At 69.5% G+C, this 19,970-nt stretch carries 16 protein-coding genes; 9 read left to right on the top strand and 7 right to left on the bottom strand.

The window, feature by feature from the left end; genetic code table 11:
- Positions 1 to 2 precede the first annotated feature (2 nt).
- From AC07RM_RS01455 to AC07RM_RS01445, 3 genes are all read right to left on the bottom strand, one after another.
- Positions 3 to 503 (bottom strand): guanylate cyclase, encoded by a 501-nt coding sequence (locus tag AC07RM_RS01455; RefSeq protein ID WP_490878264.1) that lies wholly within the window; start codon positions 501 to 503, stop codon positions 3 to 5.
- Between the two features lie 11 nt (positions 504 to 514).
- Positions 515 to 1,195, bottom strand: a complete 681-nt coding sequence (locus tag AC07RM_RS01450; RefSeq protein ID WP_495332425.1) for a M24 family metallopeptidase — start codon at positions 1,193 to 1,195, stop codon at positions 515 to 517.
- Positions 1,196 to 1,286: 91 nt separating this feature from the next.
- A complete protein-coding gene (locus AC07RM_RS01445) occupies positions 1,287 to 2,114 on the bottom strand; it encodes a substrate-binding domain-containing protein (protein ID WP_495332423.1) in 828 nt (275 codons plus the stop codon).
- 323 nt (positions 2,115 to 2,437) lie between these two features.
- Between AC07RM_RS01445 and AC07RM_RS01440 the strand changes: the two genes are divergently transcribed.
- The 6 genes from AC07RM_RS01440 to AC07RM_RS01415 all read left to right on the top strand — a co-directional run bounded on the left by AC07RM_RS01440 (position 2,438) and on the right by AC07RM_RS01415 (position 9,849).
- Positions 2,438 to 5,611 (top strand): GLUG motif-containing protein, encoded by a 3,174-nt coding sequence (locus tag AC07RM_RS01440; protein ID WP_495332422.1) that lies wholly within the window; start codon positions 2,438 to 2,440, stop codon positions 5,609 to 5,611.
- 71 nt (positions 5,612 to 5,682) lie between these two features.
- On the top strand, positions 5,683 to 7,407 hold the full coding sequence (locus tag AC07RM_RS01435) for a ShlB/FhaC/HecB family hemolysin secretion/activation protein (protein ID WP_495332420.1): 1,725 nt from the start codon (positions 5,683 to 5,685) through the stop codon (positions 7,405 to 7,407).
- A gap of 21 nt (positions 7,408 to 7,428) precedes the next feature.
- A complete protein-coding gene (gene exbB / locus AC07RM_RS01430; RefSeq protein WP_093349691.1) occupies positions 7,429 to 7,869 on the top strand; it encodes a TonB-system energizer ExbB in 441 nt (146 codons plus the stop codon).
- A gap of 4 nt (positions 7,870 to 7,873) precedes the next feature.
- The gene (locus AC07RM_RS01425; protein WP_218159418.1) at positions 7,874 to 8,233 is read left to right on the top strand and encodes an ExbD/TolR family protein; all 360 of its coding nucleotides are present in this window, start codon (positions 7,874 to 7,876) and stop codon (positions 8,231 to 8,233) included.
- Entirely contained in the window at positions 8,230 to 8,931 is a 702-nt protein-coding gene (locus AC07RM_RS01420; RefSeq protein WP_495332418.1) for a TonB family protein, read from the top strand. Before AC07RM_RS01425 ends, AC07RM_RS01420 begins: the two co-directional genes overlap by 4 nt.
- A 273-nt stretch (positions 8,932 to 9,204) precedes the next feature.
- A complete protein-coding gene (locus AC07RM_RS01415) occupies positions 9,205 to 9,849 on the top strand; it encodes an HD domain-containing protein (protein ID WP_495332416.1) in 645 nt (214 codons plus the stop codon).
- A gap of 35 nt (positions 9,850 to 9,884) precedes the next feature.
- Here the strand turns inward: AC07RM_RS01415 and AC07RM_RS01410 are convergent, their stop codons facing one another.
- The 3 genes from AC07RM_RS01410 to AC07RM_RS01400 are packed head-to-tail and all read right to left on the bottom strand — an operon-like array spanning position 9,885 to position 13,960.
- Complete coding sequence (locus AC07RM_RS01410) at positions 9,885 to 11,198, bottom strand: cytochrome-c peroxidase (RefSeq protein WP_495332414.1); 1,314 nt, start codon at positions 11,196 to 11,198, stop codon at positions 9,885 to 9,887.
- Between the two features lie 14 nt (positions 11,199 to 11,212).
- Positions 11,213 to 13,264 carry an alkaline phosphatase family protein gene (locus AC07RM_RS01405; RefSeq protein ID WP_495332412.1) on the bottom strand — a complete coding sequence of 684 codons (2,052 nt, stop codon included), beginning with the start codon at positions 13,262 to 13,264 and terminating at the stop codon, positions 11,213 to 11,215.
- Positions 13,265 to 13,273: 9 nt separating this feature from the next.
- Positions 13,274 to 13,960, bottom strand: coding sequence for a hypothetical protein (locus AC07RM_RS01400; protein WP_495332410.1), 687 nt, complete (start codon positions 13,958 to 13,960; stop codon positions 13,274 to 13,276).
- Positions 13,961 to 14,371: 411 nt separating this feature from the next.
- On the opposite strand from AC07RM_RS01400, the gene AC07RM_RS01395 reads away from it, so the two are divergent.
- Both AC07RM_RS01395 and AC07RM_RS01390 read left to right on the top strand, forming a co-directional pair.
- Positions 14,372 to 14,602 carry a DUF3304 domain-containing protein gene (locus AC07RM_RS01395; RefSeq protein WP_495332408.1) on the top strand — a complete coding sequence of 77 codons (231 nt, stop codon included), beginning with the start codon at positions 14,372 to 14,374 and terminating at the stop codon, positions 14,600 to 14,602.
- Between the two features lie 50 nt (positions 14,603 to 14,652).
- Positions 14,653 to 15,204, top strand: a complete 552-nt coding sequence (locus AC07RM_RS01390) for a hypothetical protein (protein WP_495332406.1) — start codon at positions 14,653 to 14,655, stop codon at positions 15,202 to 15,204.
- A gap of 101 nt (positions 15,205 to 15,305) precedes the next feature.
- Here AC07RM_RS01390 and AC07RM_RS01385 read toward each other — a convergent pair whose 3' ends face one another.
- Entirely contained in the window at positions 15,306 to 18,905 is a 3,600-nt protein-coding gene (locus AC07RM_RS01385; RefSeq protein ID WP_495332404.1) for an ABC transporter ATP-binding protein/permease, read from the bottom strand.
- Between the two features lie 123 nt (positions 18,906 to 19,028).
- On the opposite strand from AC07RM_RS01385, the gene AC07RM_RS01380 reads away from it, so the two are divergent.
- Entirely contained in the window at positions 19,029 to 19,952 is a 924-nt protein-coding gene (locus tag AC07RM_RS01380; RefSeq protein ID WP_495315327.1) for a LysR substrate-binding domain-containing protein, read from the top strand.
- Positions 19,953 to 19,970 lie beyond the last annotated feature (18 nt).

Here is a 19,970-nt window from a genome sequence, read left to right as displayed (position 1 = left end):
CGCTAGTCCCAGATCGCCGCGTTCACCAGATAGTCGGGCAGCGTCCGGGCGGCCAGCACGAGCAGGCCGAAATCCGCATCGTCGAGTTTCTGCGGCGCGGTGTCGAAGTGGCTCAGCGTTCCGACGACCCGCGCATCGAGCAGCGTCAGAGCGACCGCGTGGTAGGCCCGGATCATTCCCTGGTAGGGACTGCCGTCGAGCAGCGCCTCCTGGGAGGAGTCCTCGACGTGGAGGAAGGCGTCGCGCAGCACGAACCGGCAGAAGCTGTCCGCCAGCGGAAACACGGCGAAGCGTTCGGGCCGTGGTTGCTCCAGCTTGTCGATCAGCAGCACGTTCCTGACCTGATCGCCGTCGACCTTGAAGATGGCGGTGAAGCGATGCGGAACCGCCGCATTCAGGGCCCGCAGTGCATGCTCGAAGGCCTGCGCCTGGATCAGCGACAGGACCGAATCCGCGGTGGCTTCGAGTCGTTGCCTGGGTGGCGTGGGCAAGGTGGGCATCATCGGCTGGGGCGCTAGCAGATGGCTTCGTGCACCGCTTCGTCCGCGATGAGCAGGTCCTTGTAGAAGGCGCCGAACGGGCGTGTCGGATGCGCGATCTGGATCTCCAGCACCCAGAGTCCCGGACCGCGCCCGGCCGCGGGGATCGCAGGCGGGAAGTCGCCCACACGGTGTTCGTGGAGGCCCAGGTTGAGGCGCCATCCTCTCGCCTGCGCACGCTGCGTCGCGTAGGCATACAGCGCCTCGCCGTCGAGGCCCTCGGTGCACAGGCGCGAACTCACTTCCTGCCAGATCGCGCGCACGGTTCTCGCGCAGTCTTCCATCTGGGGATCGCCGCCGACCACGAAGGTCTCGCCGGCGTCGCCCTCATGGCCTTCCCACACCGGGCCGATGTCGATGAAGAAGATGTCCTGTTCGCCGAGCACGCGAGCCGGGTCGGACGCGTCCCTGGCGGTCTTGAGCGTGTCCTCGCCGAAGCGGATCGCGACCGGATGCCAGTTGCGTTCCATCTCCAGCGCCTGCAGCGTCGCCGCCGCCAGGGCCGTGGCTCGCGCATGCGTCATGCCAGGCCGGATGCCGGATGCGATCTGCCGGACCGCGCGCTGCGACAGGGAGCGAGCGCGTCGCAGGGCCGCCAATGGCAACCCTGCCTCGGTGACGGCGGATCGGAGCAGTTCGGGAAGCATCATGGTCATCGGCGGTATCCGTCTGCCTGGATCGAGGCAATCGCTGTATCTTACAAAATACAGCGATGCCCGATCCCGCCCCGCCGGCGATGCACCTGCCCTAGATGTAGCAGTTCTTCAGGATGATCGCGCGACCGGCCGTGCTGCCCACGTAGGCGATGAAGGCGTCGACCGCGGCATTGGTCGAGCCGGCGCGGCCGCGTATCGCCACGGCGTCCTGCAGCAGGCGGTCATGCGGCGGGTTGCCGTTCACCGTGGCCGGCGTGTACTCGAAGTAGGTGCCGGTCAGCGGCGTGCGGATGGCGCCGGTGCTGCTGTCGCACAGCTGCGACTTGGCGACGAAGCCGATGTTGGGATAGGTCGTGGCGCTGGTGCTCGCGTTCACCGCCGTGTAGGTGGTGCCGATGGTCGTGTACTGCGCGAACTTGGCGTCGTAGGCACCGCCCGGGTAGGTGATGGCGTTGACCCGGCTCAGCACCTGCTGGGCCGCGGTGCCGTACGGCGCGGTGACCGGGTTGGCGATCGCGACCTGGCCGTTCGCATAGGCGTAGCTCGCGGGATTGGTGAAGCCGCTCGAGCCGCTGGTGCTCACGTTCGGGCCGTACTTGGACCACAGGATCAGCTTGCCCTCGGCATAGCGGAACGGCACCTGCACCACGGTGGGATGGCCGGTGCGCAGGGCCGCCGGCGTGGTGTCGTCGGCCGCGAAGAACAGGTCATAGGGCGTGGTGCCGCCGGGCGCGGCCAGCGCGGTGTTGATCGCCGTCTGGAAATCGCCCGTCGCGCCATAGGTCACGGTGAAGCTGCTGCCCGAGAACGGCAGGCCCGAGGCGCCGAAGGCGTTGACGAGCTGGACCATCGCGCCCTGGAAATTCGCGGCCACCGCCACGGTGATCGACTGCGCCCAGGTGGCGGACGAACCCAGCATCAGCACCGATGCCGAAACGCTCAGGGTAATTTTTCTGATCGAAAGCTTTTTCACGTTATCTCCTCGAAGAATTGGATGAATGACTGCCTGTGAATCTTTCTCGCTATATAGGCTTGCATATAGGTTGCATAGCATTCGGGTAATGCATAGGCATTGAATTGAAGGCTCTGGCGACTGGAAATCGTCCTATGGCGCGAAAAAAATCACGGACGCTATACTCTCAAAAATATAACGAGACAGGTGAACAAATGAAGAAGACCACGAAAAAATACACTGGCCATGTTCCCGAATTGAGTTCGAAAGTATGCGCGGCCATTTACGCGTTGCTTTGTTCTTATTCATCCATCGCCACGGCCGCGCCGCAGGGCGGCACGGTCACCAGCGGCAGCGCCACCATCGGCCAGGCGGGCAGCGTGACCCGCATCGACCAGAGCACGCAACGCGCGAGCATCAACTGGCAGGGCTTCGGCATCGCCGCCGGCGAAACCGTCAATTTCAACCAGCCCAATGCCTCGGCGATCACGCTCAATCGCGTGGTCGGCAACGAACGCAGCGTGATCGAGGGCGCGCTCAATGCCAATGGCAAGGTCTTCCTGATCAACTCCAACGGCGTGCTGTTCACCCGCGGCAGCAGCGTGAACACGGCCGGCCTCGTGGCCAGCACGCTGAACCTCAGCGACGCGGACTTCAATGCCGGGCGCTATGTGTTCAGCGGCAATGGCGGCAGCGGTTCGGTCATCAACATGGGCACGCTCACCGCGGCCCAGGGCGGCTATGTCGCGTTGCTCGGGCGCTCGGTGTCGAACCAGGGCGTGATCGTCGCCACCAAGGGCACGGTGGCGCTGGGCAGCGGCGAGAAGATCAGCCTCAACTTCAACGGCGATTCGCTCGTGAGCCTCAGCATCGACGAAGGCGCGCTCGGTGCGCTGGTCGAGAACAAGGGCGCCATCCAGGCCGACGGCGGCACGGTGATCCTCACCGCGAAGGCCGCCGACGAGCTGCTGGGCAGCCAGGTCAACAACACGGGCATCGTGCAGGCGCGAACGATGGACGATCTCAAGGGCCGCATCGCCTTGCGCGCCGATGGCGGCACGGCCAACGTGGGCGGAACGCTCGATGCCTCCTCGCCCGCGACCAGCGGCGGCGGAACCGTCGAGACCTCGGGCCGCAGCGTGCGCGTGGCGGACGACGCCGTGGTCACGACCAAGGCCGCGAACGGCGACACCGGCACGTGGACGCTGGCTTCCGATGCCTTCACCGTCGGTGCGGGCGCGAACATCAGCGGCGCCCAGCTCGGCAGGCAGCTGGGCAGCAACAACGTGGTGATTTCATCGACGGGCGGGAACGGCACCGATGGTCACCTCTACGTCGGCCAAGGCGTGAACTGGTCGGCCAACACCGCGCTCACGCTGAGCGCGGCCAACGACGTGCGCATCGATGCGCCGATCACGGCGACGGGCGCGCGCGCGGGGCTGAAGCTCAACTACGGTGGCGACTACCGCATCGACATGAGCCAGGGCGCGTCTGTCACGCTGAGCGGCGCCAATGCGACGCTCGCGATGAACGGGCAGGCCTACACGCTGATCCACAGCATGAGCGACCTGGAGAAGATCGACGATGTGGGCGGTGATGCGACGGGCCGCTATGCGCTCGCGGGCAATCTCGATGCATCGGGCAAGACCTACGGCAGCGCGTTGGTGTCCTCGCTCTCGGGCACGCTGGCGGGCCTGGGCCACACCATCAGCAACCTGACGATCCTGGAGCCGGTGCACAACGACTACCTGCAAACGCCGGTGGGCCTGATCGGCACGGCGCAGGTCGGCAGCACGATCCGCGACATCGGCCTGATCGGCGTCGACGTCAGCGGCTACGGCCGGGTCGGCGGACTGGTCGGGGAAAACTTCGGCGGTGGCATCAGCCAGGCCTACGTCACGGGGTCGGTGCAGGGCGTCGTCAACGTGGGCGGCCTGGTGGGATACAACGGGACCAGCTTCAACCCCGACACCGGGGAGTTCATCGTCGGCAACGGCATCATCTCGGACTCCTTTTCGACCGCTGCCGTGAGCGCATCGACACGCTACACGGGCGGCTTCAGCTACATCGGCGGACTGGTGGGCAGGAACTTCGGCGCGACCTACAAGATTCTTCGCTCCAGCGCCACCGGCAACGTCTCGGTGGTCACCGACACCAGCTCCGGCCTGCTCAACGGAAACATCGGCGGGCTGGTCGGCGGCAACATCAACGGCACCATCGCCGACTCCCATGCCACGGGCAACGTGTCGGTGTCGGACAACACGAGCTCCGTCGGCGGCCTCGTCGGCATCAACAGCGGTGCCACCGCATCCCTGACCAACAGCTACGCCACGGGCAACGTGACGGGCGGAGACTCCAACGTCGGCGGGCTGGCCGGGCAAAACCTCGGGGGCGCCAGCATCGTCGACTCCTACGCCAGCGGCAACGTGAGAGGCGGCGCGAGCAACGCCTCGCAGAACATCGGCGGCCTGGTGGGCTGGAACAACGGCAGCACCATCTTGGGATCGCATGCGAGCGGTACCGTGACGGCGTTCGGCGCTTCGGTGGGCGGACTGGTCGGTAGCAACGGAGGTCCCGACGCGAAGATCACCAACTCCTATGCCACCGGCAATGTGAATGGCGGACCTGTCAGCCAGGGTGTGGGCGGCTTGGCGGGTTCGAACAGCGGCACCATCTCCGGATCGCACGCCTCGGGCGACGTGAGGGGCGAGATCGCGGGCGGCCTGGTCGGCGGCAACTCGGGCCTCATCACGAACTCCTTCTCGAGCGGCAACGTGTTCGGTTCCTATGCCGCGGGTGGCCTGGTGGGGCAGATGGACGGTGGCTCGGTCCTCAATTCGCGCGCCAGCGGCAACGTGACGGGCGGCGCCGATTACGACTTCACCGGCGGGCTGGTGGGCCGCATGCAGGATGGCAACGTCGACAACTCGCATGCCACCGGGTCGGTCATCCACGGCAACGACACCACGGGCCGCCTGATCGGAAACAACACGGGCACGGGCACCATCACCAACAGCACCTACCGCGATGCGGCGGCCGAAGCAGCGGCGCAAGCTGCAGCCGAAGCGGCGGCCCGCGCAGCCGCGGCGGCACAAGCCGCGGCGGAAGCAGCCGCCCGTGCATCGAGCGAGGCCGCGGCGCAGGCCGCCGCCGAAGCGCAGGCGGCCGCCGTCGCCGCCGCGCAAGCCGCAGCACGCGCCGCGGCGCTGCAGGAGCGCGCGCAAACGGGTTCGCGTCTCGCGGCCGCCGCGACCTCGGAGGCCCAGCGCCAGCCGGAACGCCCCGCCGTCCAGACCACGGCGAGCCTCACGCAACGGGCCGCGGCATTGGCCGACAACATCGTCTTCGCCGACCGGCGCAGCTTCTCCGCCAACGTGGAACGCATCGAGATCGACGGCAAGGTGTTCGAACTCGAGGACGAAGGCGCCAAGGCGCCCGCTGCGCAGCCGTCGACGCCGCGCTGACATCGCCGCCCCGCGGCGGGACGGCCTGGCCGATCCCGCCTCCCCCTTCTCCTCCTCGTTCCCGTTGCGACATGAATCCCCTTCGTCCCGTCTCGTCCTCACGCCGGGCGCATCCCGCGCTCGCCGCCTTCTCGGTGCTCTGCACGCTCGCCACCAGTGGCCATGCCCAGGTGGCGCCCATTCCCAACTACGGCAGCGGCGATGCGCTGCGCGAAGCCCAGCCGCCGCGCCCGCCGGGCACCACGAGCCAGCCGCCCGCGCCGGTGATCGTGGAACAGCCCGAGCGGCCGCTGGCCCTGCCGGCCGGCGAGACGCTGACGGTGCGCGAGTTCAAGGTCGAGGGCGCCGACGAGATTCCGCCCGCCGAGCTGCAGGCCGCGCTCGATCCCTACCGCGGCCGCGCGCTGTCGATGGCCGAGATCGAGCAGGCCGCGGGCCGGATCACGGCGCTGCTGCGCGACCGCGGCTATCTGGTGGCACGCGCCTACGTGCCGCGGCAGGACGCGAGCGCCGGCACGCTGACGATCCGGGTCCTGATCGGCAGTTACGGCAAGCTCACGCTCAAGAACCGCTCGCTGGTGCGCGACGCGACCGTGGCCGATGCGTTCGCGCCCTTGCAGGCGGGCCAGCCGGTTTCCCGCGCCCAGCTCGAGCGCGCGATGCTGCTGGTCGGCGACATGCCCGGCGCCACCCTGCCCCGCCTCACGATCTCGCCGGGCGAAGCCCCGGGCAGCTCGGACTTCGATGCCGAGGTGGGTGAAGGCAAGCGCCTCGCGGGCTATGCACTGGTCGACAACCAGGGCTCGCTCTACACGGGCAAGAACCGTCTGAGCGCGGGACTCGACATCAACTCGCCCTTCGGCATCGCCGACCGGCTGAGCCTCAACCTGATGGGCACCGAGGGCGGCGGCCTCGACAACGGCCGCGTGGCCTACGGCTTTCCGCTGACCGCCAGCGGCCTGCGGCTGGAGCTTGCCGCCGCGCGCACCACCTATCACCTGGGCGGCGACTACGACGACCTCGAGGCCAAAGGCCGCGCGCGCACGGTCGAGGCCACCTTGAGCTATCCGCTGCTGCGCAGCCGCGAGCAGAACCTGTCGCTGAGCCTGAACCTCGCGCAGCGCCATCTGCGCGACGAGGTGGGCGCGGTCGAGAGCGTCGACCGCAAGACCACCAAGGTCGCGACCTTCGCCGTGCAGCACGAGCGCTGGAGCCAGTTGCTGGGCCGGCCGGGTTACACCAGCGTCGTCGCCGGATTCAGCTACGGCCACCTCGACATCGACAACCCCGCGCAGGCGGCGCTCAACCGCGCCGGCGCCAACACGGCCGGCGACTTCGCGCACCTGAACCTGCGGCTCGCCGCCAACGTGGAATTCGCCAAGGGCTGGACCGCGAGCAGCGCACTGAGCCTGCAGAAGGCGCTGCGCAACAAGAACCTTGACGGCAGCGAGCAAATGAGCATCTCGGGGCCCAACGGGGTGAAGGCGTACCGCGAATGGGTGAGCGGCGACAACGGCTACCTGCTCAACGCCGAGGTGCGCTACGCACTGCCGGCGCCCGAGGGGCTCACGCATTCGGTGGGCGTCTTCGCCGACCTCGGCCGCGCCTGGCTGCAAAACGCCGACTACACGACGCGCAACGGCGTGCGCCTGTCGGACGTGGGCGTGGGCTACCAGGCCCGCTACGGCGCGCTGTTCGGGCGGCTGCAGGTCGCGCGTGCCATCGGCGCGCGGCCGCAGGAGATCGCGCGCGAGGGCCGCACGCGCGTGCTGGTACAGGCCGGCGTGCTGTTCTGAAGAACCGACGAGGAGCACGGAATGAACATGAACTGGCTCGCCGGCGCCATCGACTACGGCGTCATCGGATTGCTGGTGGTGCTGAGCGTCTTCGTGGTCGCGATCGGCATCGAACGCGCCTGGCTCTACAGCCGCATCGACACCCACGCGATCCGCGACATCAAGTCGCTCGAACTGGTGCTCACGCGCAAGCTCTTCGTCATCGCCTCGGTGGCGAGCAATGCGCCCTACCTGGGCCTGCTGGGCACGGTGTTCGGGATCATGCTGACCTTCTACAACATGGGTCAGGACGCCTCCATCGACACCGGCAAGATCATGGTCGGCCTCGCGCTCGCGCTGAAGGCCACGGCCGTGGGACTCGGGGTGGCGCTGGTGTCGGTGGTGCTCTACAACACGCTGCTGCGCAAGGTGCAGGTGTTGATCCTCGAATGGGAGATCGCGCGTGACCGAAAAGCCGATTGATAGCATGAACATGCTCCCCTTCGTCGACATCATGCTGGTGCTGCTCACCATCGTGCTGACGACCTCGAGCTTCATCGCGAGCGGGCGGATTCCGGTCAACCTGCCGCAGGCCAGCGCGAGCCCCGCGGACACCTCGCAGACGCAGACCATCGTGATCGATGCGGCGGGCACGATCCACTTCGGCGGCGAGGCCCTGAACGCCGACACGCTGAAGACCCGGCTCGCGGCGATGGACAAGCAGACGCCCTTCCTGCTGCGCGCCGACCGCACGGTGCAGCTGCAGCGCTTCATCGACGTGGCCGATGTGCTGAAGCAGCTGGGCTTCGCCAAGGTGGCCGTGCAGACGGAACCGACGACGCGATGAGGTTCGCGATCGGCCTCGGCCTCTCGGTGCTGCTGCATGCGGCACTGGTGCTGCCGTGGCTGGTGCGCGCGCGGCCCGAGGCGCCGCCGCTGTTGCGCGAGCAACTGGTGGTGGACCTGCTGGGCATGGTGAGCAACCGCCAGGTCGAGCAGCAGCAGGTGGCACGGCCTGCCGAGCCGCCCCCTCCCACACTGCCGCCGAAGCCGGTGGCCCGGAAGGAGGTCCGCGAGCGGCCGCAGGCGCCGCGCCAGGCCGCGCCGAGCCCGGTGCAGGTGGCGCGCGCCGAAGAGCCCGTGCGAGCCTCGCCGGAGCCGCCGACGCAGACGCCCGTGGCCGCGCCGCCGCCGGTCGCGAATGCCGCCGAGGAAGACCGCATGCAGCAGACCGTGCGCGCACGCGACGACGGCGCCGATGCCCTGCGCAAATACCTCGCGGGGCTGCGCAAGGCGATCCAGGGCAAGCTGGTCTACCCGGCCGAGGCGCGCGAGGCCGGCTATGTGGGTGCGCCGACGATCCGCTTCACGCTGACCGAGGAAGGCAACATCCTCTCGGGCTCGCTCGCGGTGGCGAAGAGCAGCGGCTATCCGGTGCTCGACGAGAGCGCGATGCGGGCGGCGCAGGCCGGTGCGCCGTTCGAGAAGCCGCCGCGGCGGATGGAGGTGGCGATCGCTATCGGGTTCGTTCAGGAACGGCAGTGATTCTTGGCTTGCTGTTCAGGGCGCGTGCACAGGACAGCGGGTACTTCCCTCCGCGAATGTCCCCCGGCCTTCGGCCTCCTCCTTGATTTCGCTGCGGGAAGCACCCGCTGCCCTGTGCACGGGGGGCGCTCGGGTTGTGCGGCCGGTTCTTTGGTTCCGGGATATTGAATGGGCTGCAACGGGCCATTGCAGAGATGCCAATTCCCAGCGGACGATGTTCCGCTCATGATCGGTCTCCGCCGCCTTCGCGGCACCTCACCGACCCTAGACACCATGGCCCACCAGGACATCGCCGGCATCCGTATCCCCGACAGCAGGCTCGCGCGCGAGCTGACCCAGTTCATCCGCGATACCGAAAGCGACCTGCTCTTTCACCACTCGGCCCGCGTCTACTGCTGGGGCGTGCTGGCGGGCGATCGCAAGGGCTTGAAGTACGACCCCGAGCTGCTCTACGTTGCATCGATGTTCCACGACATCGGCCTCACCGCGCGCTACCAGACCAGCCAGCTGCGCTTCGAGGTGGACGGCGCGAACGCCGCGCGCGATTTCCTGCAAGGGCACGGCATTTCCGAGCGCGACATCGAGACGGTGTGGAATGCGGTCGCGCTGCACACGACGCCGGGCATCCCCCAGTTCATGCGCGCGGAGATCGCTCTCGTGCAGGCGGGTGCCGGCATGGACGTGGCCGGTCGTGGCTACGACGACTACAGCGACGCGCAGCGCGAGGCGGTCGTGCGCGCCTTTCCGCGCGAGGCCGATTTCAAGCACGGCATCATCGAGGCCTTCTACCAGGGGCTCAAGCATCGTCCCGACAGCACCTTCGGCACCTTCAACGACGATGTGCTGGCGCACAAGGATCCGCATTTCCATCGCGCGGACATGTGCAGCATCATCCATGCGTCGAAGTGGCATGGCTGAACCGGCCTTCCCCGGTTCCTTGCCCGCTCGCCGCGCTACGGCCTGACCGACCCCGCCGCCGCCGGCTTCTGGAAGCCGTCGGTCAAGGTTCCGAGGAACGCCACCAGGTCGTCCACCTCCTGCTCGGTCATCGCCGGCGCGGCGCCGCGCTTTCGCACGATCGGCAGCGTGGGATCGATGTTGGCCCGGTAGAGCGCCGGCAGGTCGTCGTAGATGCGCACGCGGCCGTTCGCCGCCTTCGGATAGAACCGCTCGGGGTCGGTGTCGCGCCTGTTGTAGAACTCGACCACGTCGCGCAGCGAGCGGAAGACGCCGTTGTGGAAGAACACGCTGCGGGTCGCGACGTTGCGCAGGGTCGGGGTCTTGAACATGCCGCAGTACTGCGGCGTGGCGGACGGCGAATGGCCCGTGGCGGTGGCCTGGCACAGGCCCAGGTCGTACCAGGCGGGGTCGGCATTGGCGGGCAGGCGCGGGTTGCGGGGCGGCGCGACCGCCTCGAACGAATAGTCCGTGAACGGCGCGATGCTGCCGCCGTTGGCGTTGCCGCTCAGGTGGCAGGCGATGCAGTTGCCTTTCTCGGCATCGTTGAACAGGCGCAGGCCGCGCACCTCCTGGGCCGTCATGTAGTTGCCCTTGTTCGTCCGGTAGAGGTCGAACTTGCTGGTATAGGGATGGAAGTCCGGATCTTCGAGCTGGTAGCGCTGCAGCGCTAGCTGCGCGTTGGCGAAGGCCCGCTCCGGGTCGTCGAAGGCCTGGGCACCGAAGGCCTGCCTGAACAGGTCGGCATAGGGCCCGGCCTTCAGTTTCGACACCACGTCCGCGGCGCTGGAGTTGGCCATCTCGTTGGCGGCGAGCAGCGGCACGGCGGATTGCTCCGCCAGCGAGGCGGCGCGGCCGTCCCAGGTGAGGCCGCCGCCCGGACCGGGCGGCGAGGCACCGTCCGGATTCGGCGCCAGGTCGGAATACGGCGGGGTGTATTCCTTGTAGCGCAGCGAAGGCACCGCGCGCGTGCCGGACATCGAGAGCGCCGGGCCGCCGAGCTGCGCGGCCAGGTCGTTGGGCGGGCCATGGGCATGCGCGGGGCTGTGGCACGAGGCGCAGGACATCCGGCCGGAGCCGGAGAGGCGCTGGTCGAAGAACATCCTCGCGCCGACCTGGGCCGCGACGCTCAGCGCCGCCGTGCCGGCCTCCGCCGCGGAAGCGCTCGTGGCGGCGGAGGCACCGGCCGCGGACGGCGGCGGGCCGCCCGCGGGCTCGCTGCCGCCGCAGGCGCCGAGCAGCGCGAGCGCGGCAGCGGCGAACAGCCGGCGCAGCGCCACGCCCGCCGTCTTCGGCTTCGTCTCGGCCACGCGTCGCGCTCTGCCTACTTCAGCGAGAAGACACCCGTCATCGGATGCACCGCGTCCCAGTGCGTGTCGATGCTGCCGGCGTACTCGGGCAGTTCGAGCAGGTGGTCCCGGATGTAGGCCTCGGTGTACTTCGAGCGGTTCATGTAGCTCTCGGGCTGGCCGGGGTCGGCCAGCGCGAACATGTCCTGCAGCGTGCGCACGAACGCGATGTGGCTGTAGGGCTCGTCGTCGACCTTGCCCGAGGGCGCGCCGTCCTGGTTGGTCAGCAGGCCGAAGATCACCGGGCCGTTGCCGTGGTTGCCCTGGCCGTAGTTCGCGATCGGCACCGGCACGCTCGACTTGCCGCCCTCGCCCAGCGGCCCGCCGACGGCCTTGCCCGGGTTCCAGCCGCAGCAGCCCGAGGGGCCGACGTAGCCGCCGCTGCCTTCGTCGAAGGTCACGATGATGCCGATGCGGCGCGCCTTGTTCTTCCATAGCGACGAGGCCTGAATCTTCCGGATCAGCTTGTCGGTGTAGTCGTCGCCGCGCTTGAGGATGCCGGGGCCCGGCGAGCAGTCGGTGGCGACCTTCGTGCCCGTCACGTCCTTCACGGTCTGGTCGTGCATGTCGTCGCAGAGATCGGGCACGAGGTAGTTCACGGCCGCGACGTCGCCGCTGTTCAGGTCGGTGCCCAGCTGGTCGAGGTCGTAGCCGGCCGGCGTGTTCGGGCTGGCCGCGAAGGCGGCGTCCCACTGGCCGCCGCCCATGGTGCGCTGCGACGGCATGAACGAGGGATCGTTGCGCACGTCGTCGAAGGCCAGCGTCGGGTTGTGGCGCGGCGCGTACATGCCGGGGTACGGCAGCATCAGCGTCGGGTCGTTGTTGTCGCGGGCGACCACGGTCGGATCGCCATGGCTGTTGCCGCGCGGGTCCATGCCCGGGTTCATCGATTCGCTGTAGACGTGGTAGCCCAGGCCCGCGTTGCGCAGCGACTTGAAGATCGAGCGCGCGTTCTTGATGTTGTGCGAGACGCCGTCGCCGGGGTTGGTGCACGCGCCCTGCCCGTTGGGGACGGCATCGGTCGGCGTGTTCAGCGTGTCGCCCGCGGGCACGCACCACCACGAATCGTCGCCGGCCACGCCCCAGTCGTCCGCGCCGCCCAGCGAGATGTAGTTGGGCTCGGAGGGATGGCCGGTCGAGTGGTAGTTGGTGGCCTTCGCGCCCGCGTTCAGGAAGGCGGTGATCTTCGGCGTCGAGGCACCGCCGTCGATCTTGGTGTTGGTCTCGTTCTCGAGCAGGATGACGAACAGGTTGTCGAAGCGCGGGATGCCCTCGAGTGCGAACGCGTCCTGCTCGGCCTGCTTCAGATCCACCTTCTTGCCGGTGGTGCTCGACACGTCGCCGCGCGCCAGCATCGTGCTGGCCAGCGCGAAGCGGGTGGCGAGCTGATTCGCCTCGCCCAGCAGCGCCGTCCTGCCGGCACCGTCGGGCAGCGCCGTGTAGTCGCCGGTGACCTGCGCGGCCGTCACGCCCAGGCGCTGCGCAATGCTCGCCACCACGGCGGACTCGGCACCGCCGGCCTCGATCTGCCGCACCACCTCGGTGGTGAGCGGGCTGATCACGCCCGCCAGGTCGGCGGGCGCGCGCAGCACCATCGCCTGCGCCGTCCGGCCCGGGCCGGTGCGCGGATCGTCGTAGGCGGTGCCCGCGCCGATCGTCGCGAGCAGCGCGCTGCCGGCCGGCGCATTCATGCCGAAGGCGCCCTGGGCGTCGGTCTTCGCGCTGACTTCGCCGTCGTCGCAGACCGCGTTGGCATTGACGTCGGCGCAGACGGTCGCACCCGCGTACTTGCCGACGACCAGGCCCTTGTAGGGCACGGTCGCGGCCGCCGGTGCATCGCTGCCGCCCCCGCCGAAGGGCAGGAAGGCGCCGCCGTTGCCACCGCCGCCGCCGCAGGCCGCCAGCGTCAGCGCGGCGACCAGGGTGGCGATGCCTGCCAGCACGGGCGAAAGGCGTCCGCGCGGTGCCCATGCCTGCCGCGGGGAGGCGGCGTGGAACGGGTTCATCTCTTGATTGCGATAGGTCATGGTGCTTGCTTACTCTTCGAGCCAGACGCCGACGAAGTTGCGCGTGTTGCCGGCGCTGACCAGCCCGTGCTCGATCAGCGCATAGCGCAGCTGTCCGGTGCGGGTGGCGTACAGGTAGGGAACGATCCAGTCGCCATGGAGGCCCGCGGGCGAGGCCTGCTTGAGCGTGCTGGTGACGGGGATGGTGTTCGAGGCGCCGGTGCGCGCGTCGAAGATGGTCTCGTTGCCCGAGCCGTCGATGCTCAGGCTCGAATGCATGGCGGGCGTGCTCGCGCTGCCGTCGCGCAGGCAGTCTTCGTAATAGGCGGTGAACTTGTGGCCGGCCAGCTGCGTGCCGTCGACGACGAAGGGACCGCCGGCGAACACATGGGTCGACTTCGTCGCCGCATTGCCCGCGCCGGGATTGGGCGTGCCCTCGCCCGCCACCGCTTCGCAGGTCTCGATGAAGCCGGGCATCACGATCTGGTCGCCGTTCATCACCGCGCCGATGGTCGTGCCGAAGCTCGGCGTGCCGCCGACCGACATCGCGCCGTCGTTGGCCACGTCGGTCGTCAGGGTCGCGTAGTCGGTGCCGTCGATCGCGAGCTTGCCCGTGGACTGGTTCGGCTGGAAGGTCAGCGTTGCCGCCTTGCCGGCCACCGTGGTGTCGAGGTATTGGTAGCTGGTGTAGGCACGCGTCTGGGTCTGCGTGCTCACGGCCTGCGTGGGCGTGTCGGTGGGTGGGGTCGTGGTGTCGTCGGGCGGTGGGCTGGCGCCTTGCGCCGGGGGTGTATCGCTGGGAGGTGGCAGCAGTGCCAGCCGGGGCCCGTCGCCCCCGCCGCCACCGCATGCCGCAAGTGCCAATGTGGCCATCAGTCCAACGGCAAAGTGGGTTGCCTTGAGTCGCATTTCTTCTTCCGGTTCTTCGACATGCGCCGAGGGACCGCACAGGGCGCGGGTCCACCGGCAGGGATCGCGGCAGGCCGGTCGTCGGCCGGCCGTCCCGAGCCGGGGGCAGTCTAGGAATGGGAGAAGTCGGACGGGTTACAAAAACGCCGTGGAACGCGTTGTCCGGCGATCGCTAATTCGCCTCTAACGATCGCTCATTCGGCGCTAAGCAAAGGCACGATGCCGGCCTCGGCCCAGGCCGGCGCGCAACGCCAGCTAGTCGGACCGCTGAACGAGGCGTGGCACGAGAAGACCGTGCCGATCGACCGCTATGACCGCACCGGGTCGACGATGAACGTGCACTTCCTGCCCGGCAACGAGGTTCGGCTGGTCATCAGCAATTCCGACGCCTATGTGCCCGACTATCCGGGCCCGCGCGGGCCCCGGAAACCCGCGGGCTTCAAGTTTTGAGAAGGCATGAACGAGGCGGGTCGCGCAGCAACGCCATGAAGGGCCCCGCAATGATCCGCCCCGCCCTTGGCTTGAGCCTGCTCGGTCCCGCGTTGGCGTTCGCCGGCACGCCCCTGCCTTGCGATCTGGGCGCGCCCGGCACGCCGCGGGTCGTCGAGGTCCTGCGTACCGATGCTATCGCGAGCTCCCACGTCTACCACCTTCGCGAGGGCAAGGCGTCCGTGCGGCCGCTGTTCGACGGCGAGGCCGAGGACTCGCGCGGTTCGGAGGTCCGCATCCGCTGTGCCGGCCGGACGCGCCGCGCGCTGGTGGTGATGGGGGATTTCATGTCGGCCGGCTATCCGCGCGGCATGGTCATGGTCCACGACGCGGCCGGACAGCGCTTCCAGCGTTTCGATTTCGCCGAGCGCCATGCGCCGCGCTGGTTGTACCTGGGCAAGACCGAAACCATGCTGGTGTTCCCGCCCGGTGGCCGGCTCGAGACGGCGCATCGCTATCTGATCCAGCGCTTCGTCGACGGCGACAAGCCGGGCGGCACCGAAGCGATCGACAGCGTTCGGCCGAACGCCAAGGGCTACGAAGTGATCGAACTGGGGCGCTAATTCGACGCCTTCACGCTGGCTGGAGGGCGCCTCTTTCGGCATGCACCCGATCGTCCTCGTTTCGATGGCGTGGTTCTTTCATGCCGCGGCGCGCCCTCCTCTCACGCCCGCGCCCACTGCTGCTGCACGGCCCCCGCCCCCTGGTGGCTCGCGAGCTTCGCGTACACGCCCTGCCGCCTCAGCAGCTCGTCGTGCGTGCCGGCTTCCGCCAGCGTGCCGTTCTCCAGCACCAGGATCAGGTCGGCATCGCGGATGGTCGACAGCCGGTGCGCGATCACGAGCGTGGTCCGGTGCCGCATCAGCGCATCGAGCGCGCCGCGCACCTGCAGCTCCGACAGCGTGTCCAGGTGCGAGGTGGCCTCGTCGAGGATCAGCACCGGCGCGTTCTTGAGGAATGCGCGCGCGATCGAGATGCGCTGGCGCTGGCCGCCCGACAACTGCATGCCGCGTTCGCCGACGCGCGTGGCCAGGCCCTCGGGCAGGGTGCGCACGAAGTCCGTCAGCGCGGCACGGTCCAGCGCCAGCGCCAGTTCCTCGCCGCTGGCATCGGGGCGTGCCAGGCGGATGTTGGCCTCGAGCGTGTCGTTGAACAGGTAGGTGTCCTGCGACACCAGCGCGACGCGTTCGCGCAGGCCGTCGAGCCGCAGTTCGCGCACGTCCACGCCGTCGAGCTTCACGCTGCCCTGGCGCGGATCCCAGAAGCGCAGCAGCAGGCTCGCCACGGTGCTCTTGCCGGCGCCCGAAGCGCCGACCACGGCCACGGTAGCGCCGGCCGGCACCTCGAAGCCGAGCGCATGCAGGGTGTCCTGCGCTTTGCCCGGATAGGCGAAGCAGACGCGCTCGAAGGCCAGCGACAGGCCGTGGGTGGCCGTCGGCGGCGGCAGCGGGCCGTCGACCACGGGCTCGGGCTCGCTCTCGACCACGTGCAGGCGACGGGTCGCGGCGATGGTGTCGGCGAGCTGGCGGCTGACCTGCGAGATCTCCGACACCGGCAGGAAGGTGGCCAGCGCGATCAACACCAGCAGCGGCAGCATGCCGGCCGGCAAGGCACCGCTCGCGACCTGCAGCGCGCCGACCACGGCCACGGCCAGGCCGCCGAGGCCCATCGCGATCTCGAACCAGGCGGTCTGGCGCGACAGGTCGTTCAGGATGTCCAGGCGCCGCGCGCGGCTGCGGTCCGCCACCTCGAGGAACTGCGCGCGGCGCCGGCCCGTGGCCTGGAAGGCTGTCAGGTCGGCCAGGCCCTGAATGGTCTCGGCGGTATGGGCGCTCATCTCGCCCAGCGCATGGCGGGCGCGGTCGCCGAGCGCATCGACCTGGCGGCGGCCCCGTATCGGCGACACCAGCGCATAGGCCAGGAACGGCAGCAGCGCCAGCGCCACGGGCCAGCTGTAGAGCGCGAGGAAGCCCAGCACCGACAGCGGCACCAGCACCGAGACGATGGCCGGCGCGATGGTGTGGGCGTAGAAGTACTCGACCATCTCCACGTCGTGCGTGGCCAGCGCGACCAGGTCGCCCGAGCGGCGCTGCAGCAGGTAGGCCGGCGCGAGCCGCTCGAGCTTGTCGTAGAGCTTGACGCGCATGTCGGCCAGCAGCTGGTAGGCCATGGCGTGTGCCAGCCACGACTCGAGCCAGTGGAACAGCGCGGCCAGCGGCGCCGCGACCAGCAGGCCGACGATCAGCGCCGAGGTGTCGCGGCCGTCGCGGATCGCGGCCACCACCAGCGCGCTGAGCACGCCGACGCCGATGAAGGCCGCGACGCGCGCCACGCCCAGCAGGATGGTGGCGATCAGCGTGCCGCGCCAGGGCCGCACCACCGACAGCAAGGTGGCGAGCGTGGCCTTCCAGCCGACCTTCTCGGCGTCGGCATCGAGCGGGCGCAGCGCGGGGCCGCGATCGCCCTCCTCTTCCGTGGCCATGCGCCGCGACGATGCGGCATGCGGCTCGAGGGGCGCGGGCGCCGCGCCGGCCAGGCCTACGGCCTGTTCGTGCATCAGGCGGTGGTAAAGGCCCCGCTGCTGCATCAGCACCGCATGCCGGCCCTCTTCGACCACGCGCCCCTGATCGAGCACCAGGCAGCGGTCGGCACCGATGATGCTGGCCAGGCGGTGCGCGAGGATCAGCGTGGTGCGCCCGACCATCAGGCGGTCCAGCGCCTGCTGGATCAGCGCCTCGTTCTCGGTGTCGACCGAGGACAGCGCCTCGTCGAGGATCAGGATCGGCGCGTCGCGCAGCAGGGCACGCGCGATCGCCACGCGCTGGCGCTGGCCGCCCGAGAGCTGCAGGCCGCGCTCGCCGACCTGGGTGGCGTAGCCCTGCGGCAGCGCCATGATGAAGTCGTCGATGTTGGCGGCCCGGGCCGCGGCGCGCACCTGCTCGTGGGTGGCATCGGGCCGCCCCAGGCGCAGGTTGTCGTCGAGCGTGCCGTGGAACAGCGTGATGTCCTGGCTCACCAGCGCCATGTGGCCCAGCAGGGTCTGCGTGGCCAGGCCGTTGACGTCGTGGCCGCCGACGCGCACCGTGCCCGACTGCGGCACGAACTCGCGCAGCAGCAGCCGCACGATGGTGGACTTGCCGGCCCCGCTCGGGCCCACGATGCCCACGCGCTCGCCGGCCGCGATGCGGAACGACAGGCCCTGGTGGGCCGCGCGCTGCGGCGAGTAGGAGAAGGCCACGGCGTCGAATTCGATGGTGGGCGCGAGATGCGCGGGCCCGGCGGCGTTCGGCGTCGTTTCGGGCGAGGCCGTCGGCGCTTGCGCATCCATCAGCGCGTGGATGCTGGCCGCGGCCGATTGGCCCAGCATGCCCCGGTGCAGCACGGAACGCAGCTCGCGCAGCGGACGGAAGATCTCGGTGCCGGCCATCAGCACGATCAGCAGGGCCTCCACGCTCATGTCGCCGGCCGTCACGCGCCAGGCGCCCAGGGTCAGTGCCAGCGCGGCGCCCAGCGCCACGCCGAGGTCGCTGATGCCGCGCGTCAGCAGACTCACCGACAGCACCCAGAAGGTGTTGTCCGAGAGCTTGCGCGCGCGGGCCGCGAGGCGCTCGCCCCAGGTCTTGCCCTGGCCGTAGGCCTTCAGCGTGGGCAGGCCCTGCACGGCATCGAGGAACTCCTCGCCGAACGCATTGAGCGAGCGGGTGCGCGCCAGGCTCGCGCGGCTGTCGAGCATGTGGACGGCCATCGGCCCGAACAGCGCGAACAGCGCCGCGACCAGGAAGACGAGCGCGGTCGGAACGTCCCAGAAGGCGATGACCGCGAAGATGGCGAACGGCGCCGCGGCCGCGATCACGACCTGCGGCAGGTACTGGCCGAAGAAGGTCTGCAGCTGTTCCACGCCATCGACCACCGTCAGCATCACGCCGCCGGTGCGCTGGTTGGCGAACCAGGCCGGGCCCAGCGCCACGATGCGGTCGTACAGCCGCGCGCGCAGCGCCTGCTGCACCTCGGCCGAGGCGCGGTTGGCCTGCACCGTGCGCAGATGGTCGAACAGCGCGCGCAGCAGCACCATCGCGCCCGCGCAGGCCGCCGGCGCGATCCAGTCGCCGCGGGGCGCGCCGTCGAACACGCGCGCCAGCAGCTGGCCGAGGAACACATAGCGCGCGATGCCGGCCGCCAGCGCCAGCAGGCCGAGCACGATGCCCCCCGCCATCTGCAGGCGCAGGCCCGCTGTCAATTGCCAAAGTCGAATATCGAAATACATGGTGGTGCGATCGGTTCTTCCTGTAAGGCCGTCATCGTCATGCATCGCGCGGTGTGGCGAAAGCGATGGTTTTTCAATCCTGGGTTGAGATAGATTGCACCCTTTGCCGCTCCACCCTCCCCCATGCCACCACTGGCTGCCTTGCGCGCCTTCGAAGCCGTCGCCCGACTGGGCAGCCTGAGCCGCGCCGCGTCCGAACTCCATGTGACGAAGAGCGCCATCAGCCACCAGCTGCGCGCACTCGAGGAAGATCTCGGCGTGACCCTGCTGCATCGCGGCGGCACGGTGCGCCGCGCGCGCACCACCGAGGCCGGCGCCGCGCTGCTGGTGTCGGTGCAACAGGCCTTGACCCTGCTCGAGACCGCCTGCCGCGACACGCGCGCCGGTGCCCATGGCCGGCGGCGCAACAGCCTCAACATCTCGGCCAACCCGTCGCTGGCGGCGCTGTGGCTGGCGCCGCGGATCGGGCGCTTTATCGAGCTGCATCCCGACATCGACATCCAGCTGTTCCTGCACGCCAGCCAGGACCCCGCATGGGACGCGCAGGACATCGACCTCGCGTTCCTGCACGTGCGCGCGCTGGGACCGCACCTCGCGGCACCGGGCGACATCCCGCTGATGACCGAGACCGTGGTGCCGGTGTGCAGCCCCGCGCTGGTCGAGCCCGCCGAGCGCGACGACCCGCGCGTGTTCGCGCGCCACCGCTGGCTCGAGGAGAAGCACATCGACAGCCCCGAAACCGACTGGCGCACCTGGCGTCCCCGGCTGGGCCTGCCCGACGGCGCGGGCCACGACCCGCTGGTGCTCAGCGGCCTGAGCACCGTGGTGGCGGCCGCCGCCGCGGGCGTGGGCATCGCGCTGGGGCGTGCACCGCTGGTCGACGAGGAACTGGCGCGCGGCCGGCTGGTGGCGCTGACGCCGGGCCTGCGCATGGCCGGCTCATGGGGCTACGTGATGCGCGTGCGTGCCAACCGGCCGATGGATGCGTCGCTGCCGACGCTGGTCGAGTTCCTCGCCGAGGAGGGGCGGCGCGCTCCTGCGTGGTGAGGCCGGGCGGCGGCGCGA

This window comes from Variovorax sp. GW821-FHT09B05 (assembly GCF_059418265.1).
The sequence above is the reverse complement of the archived record's forward strand: the minus strand, read 5'-3'. Positions and strand labels throughout refer to the sequence as shown.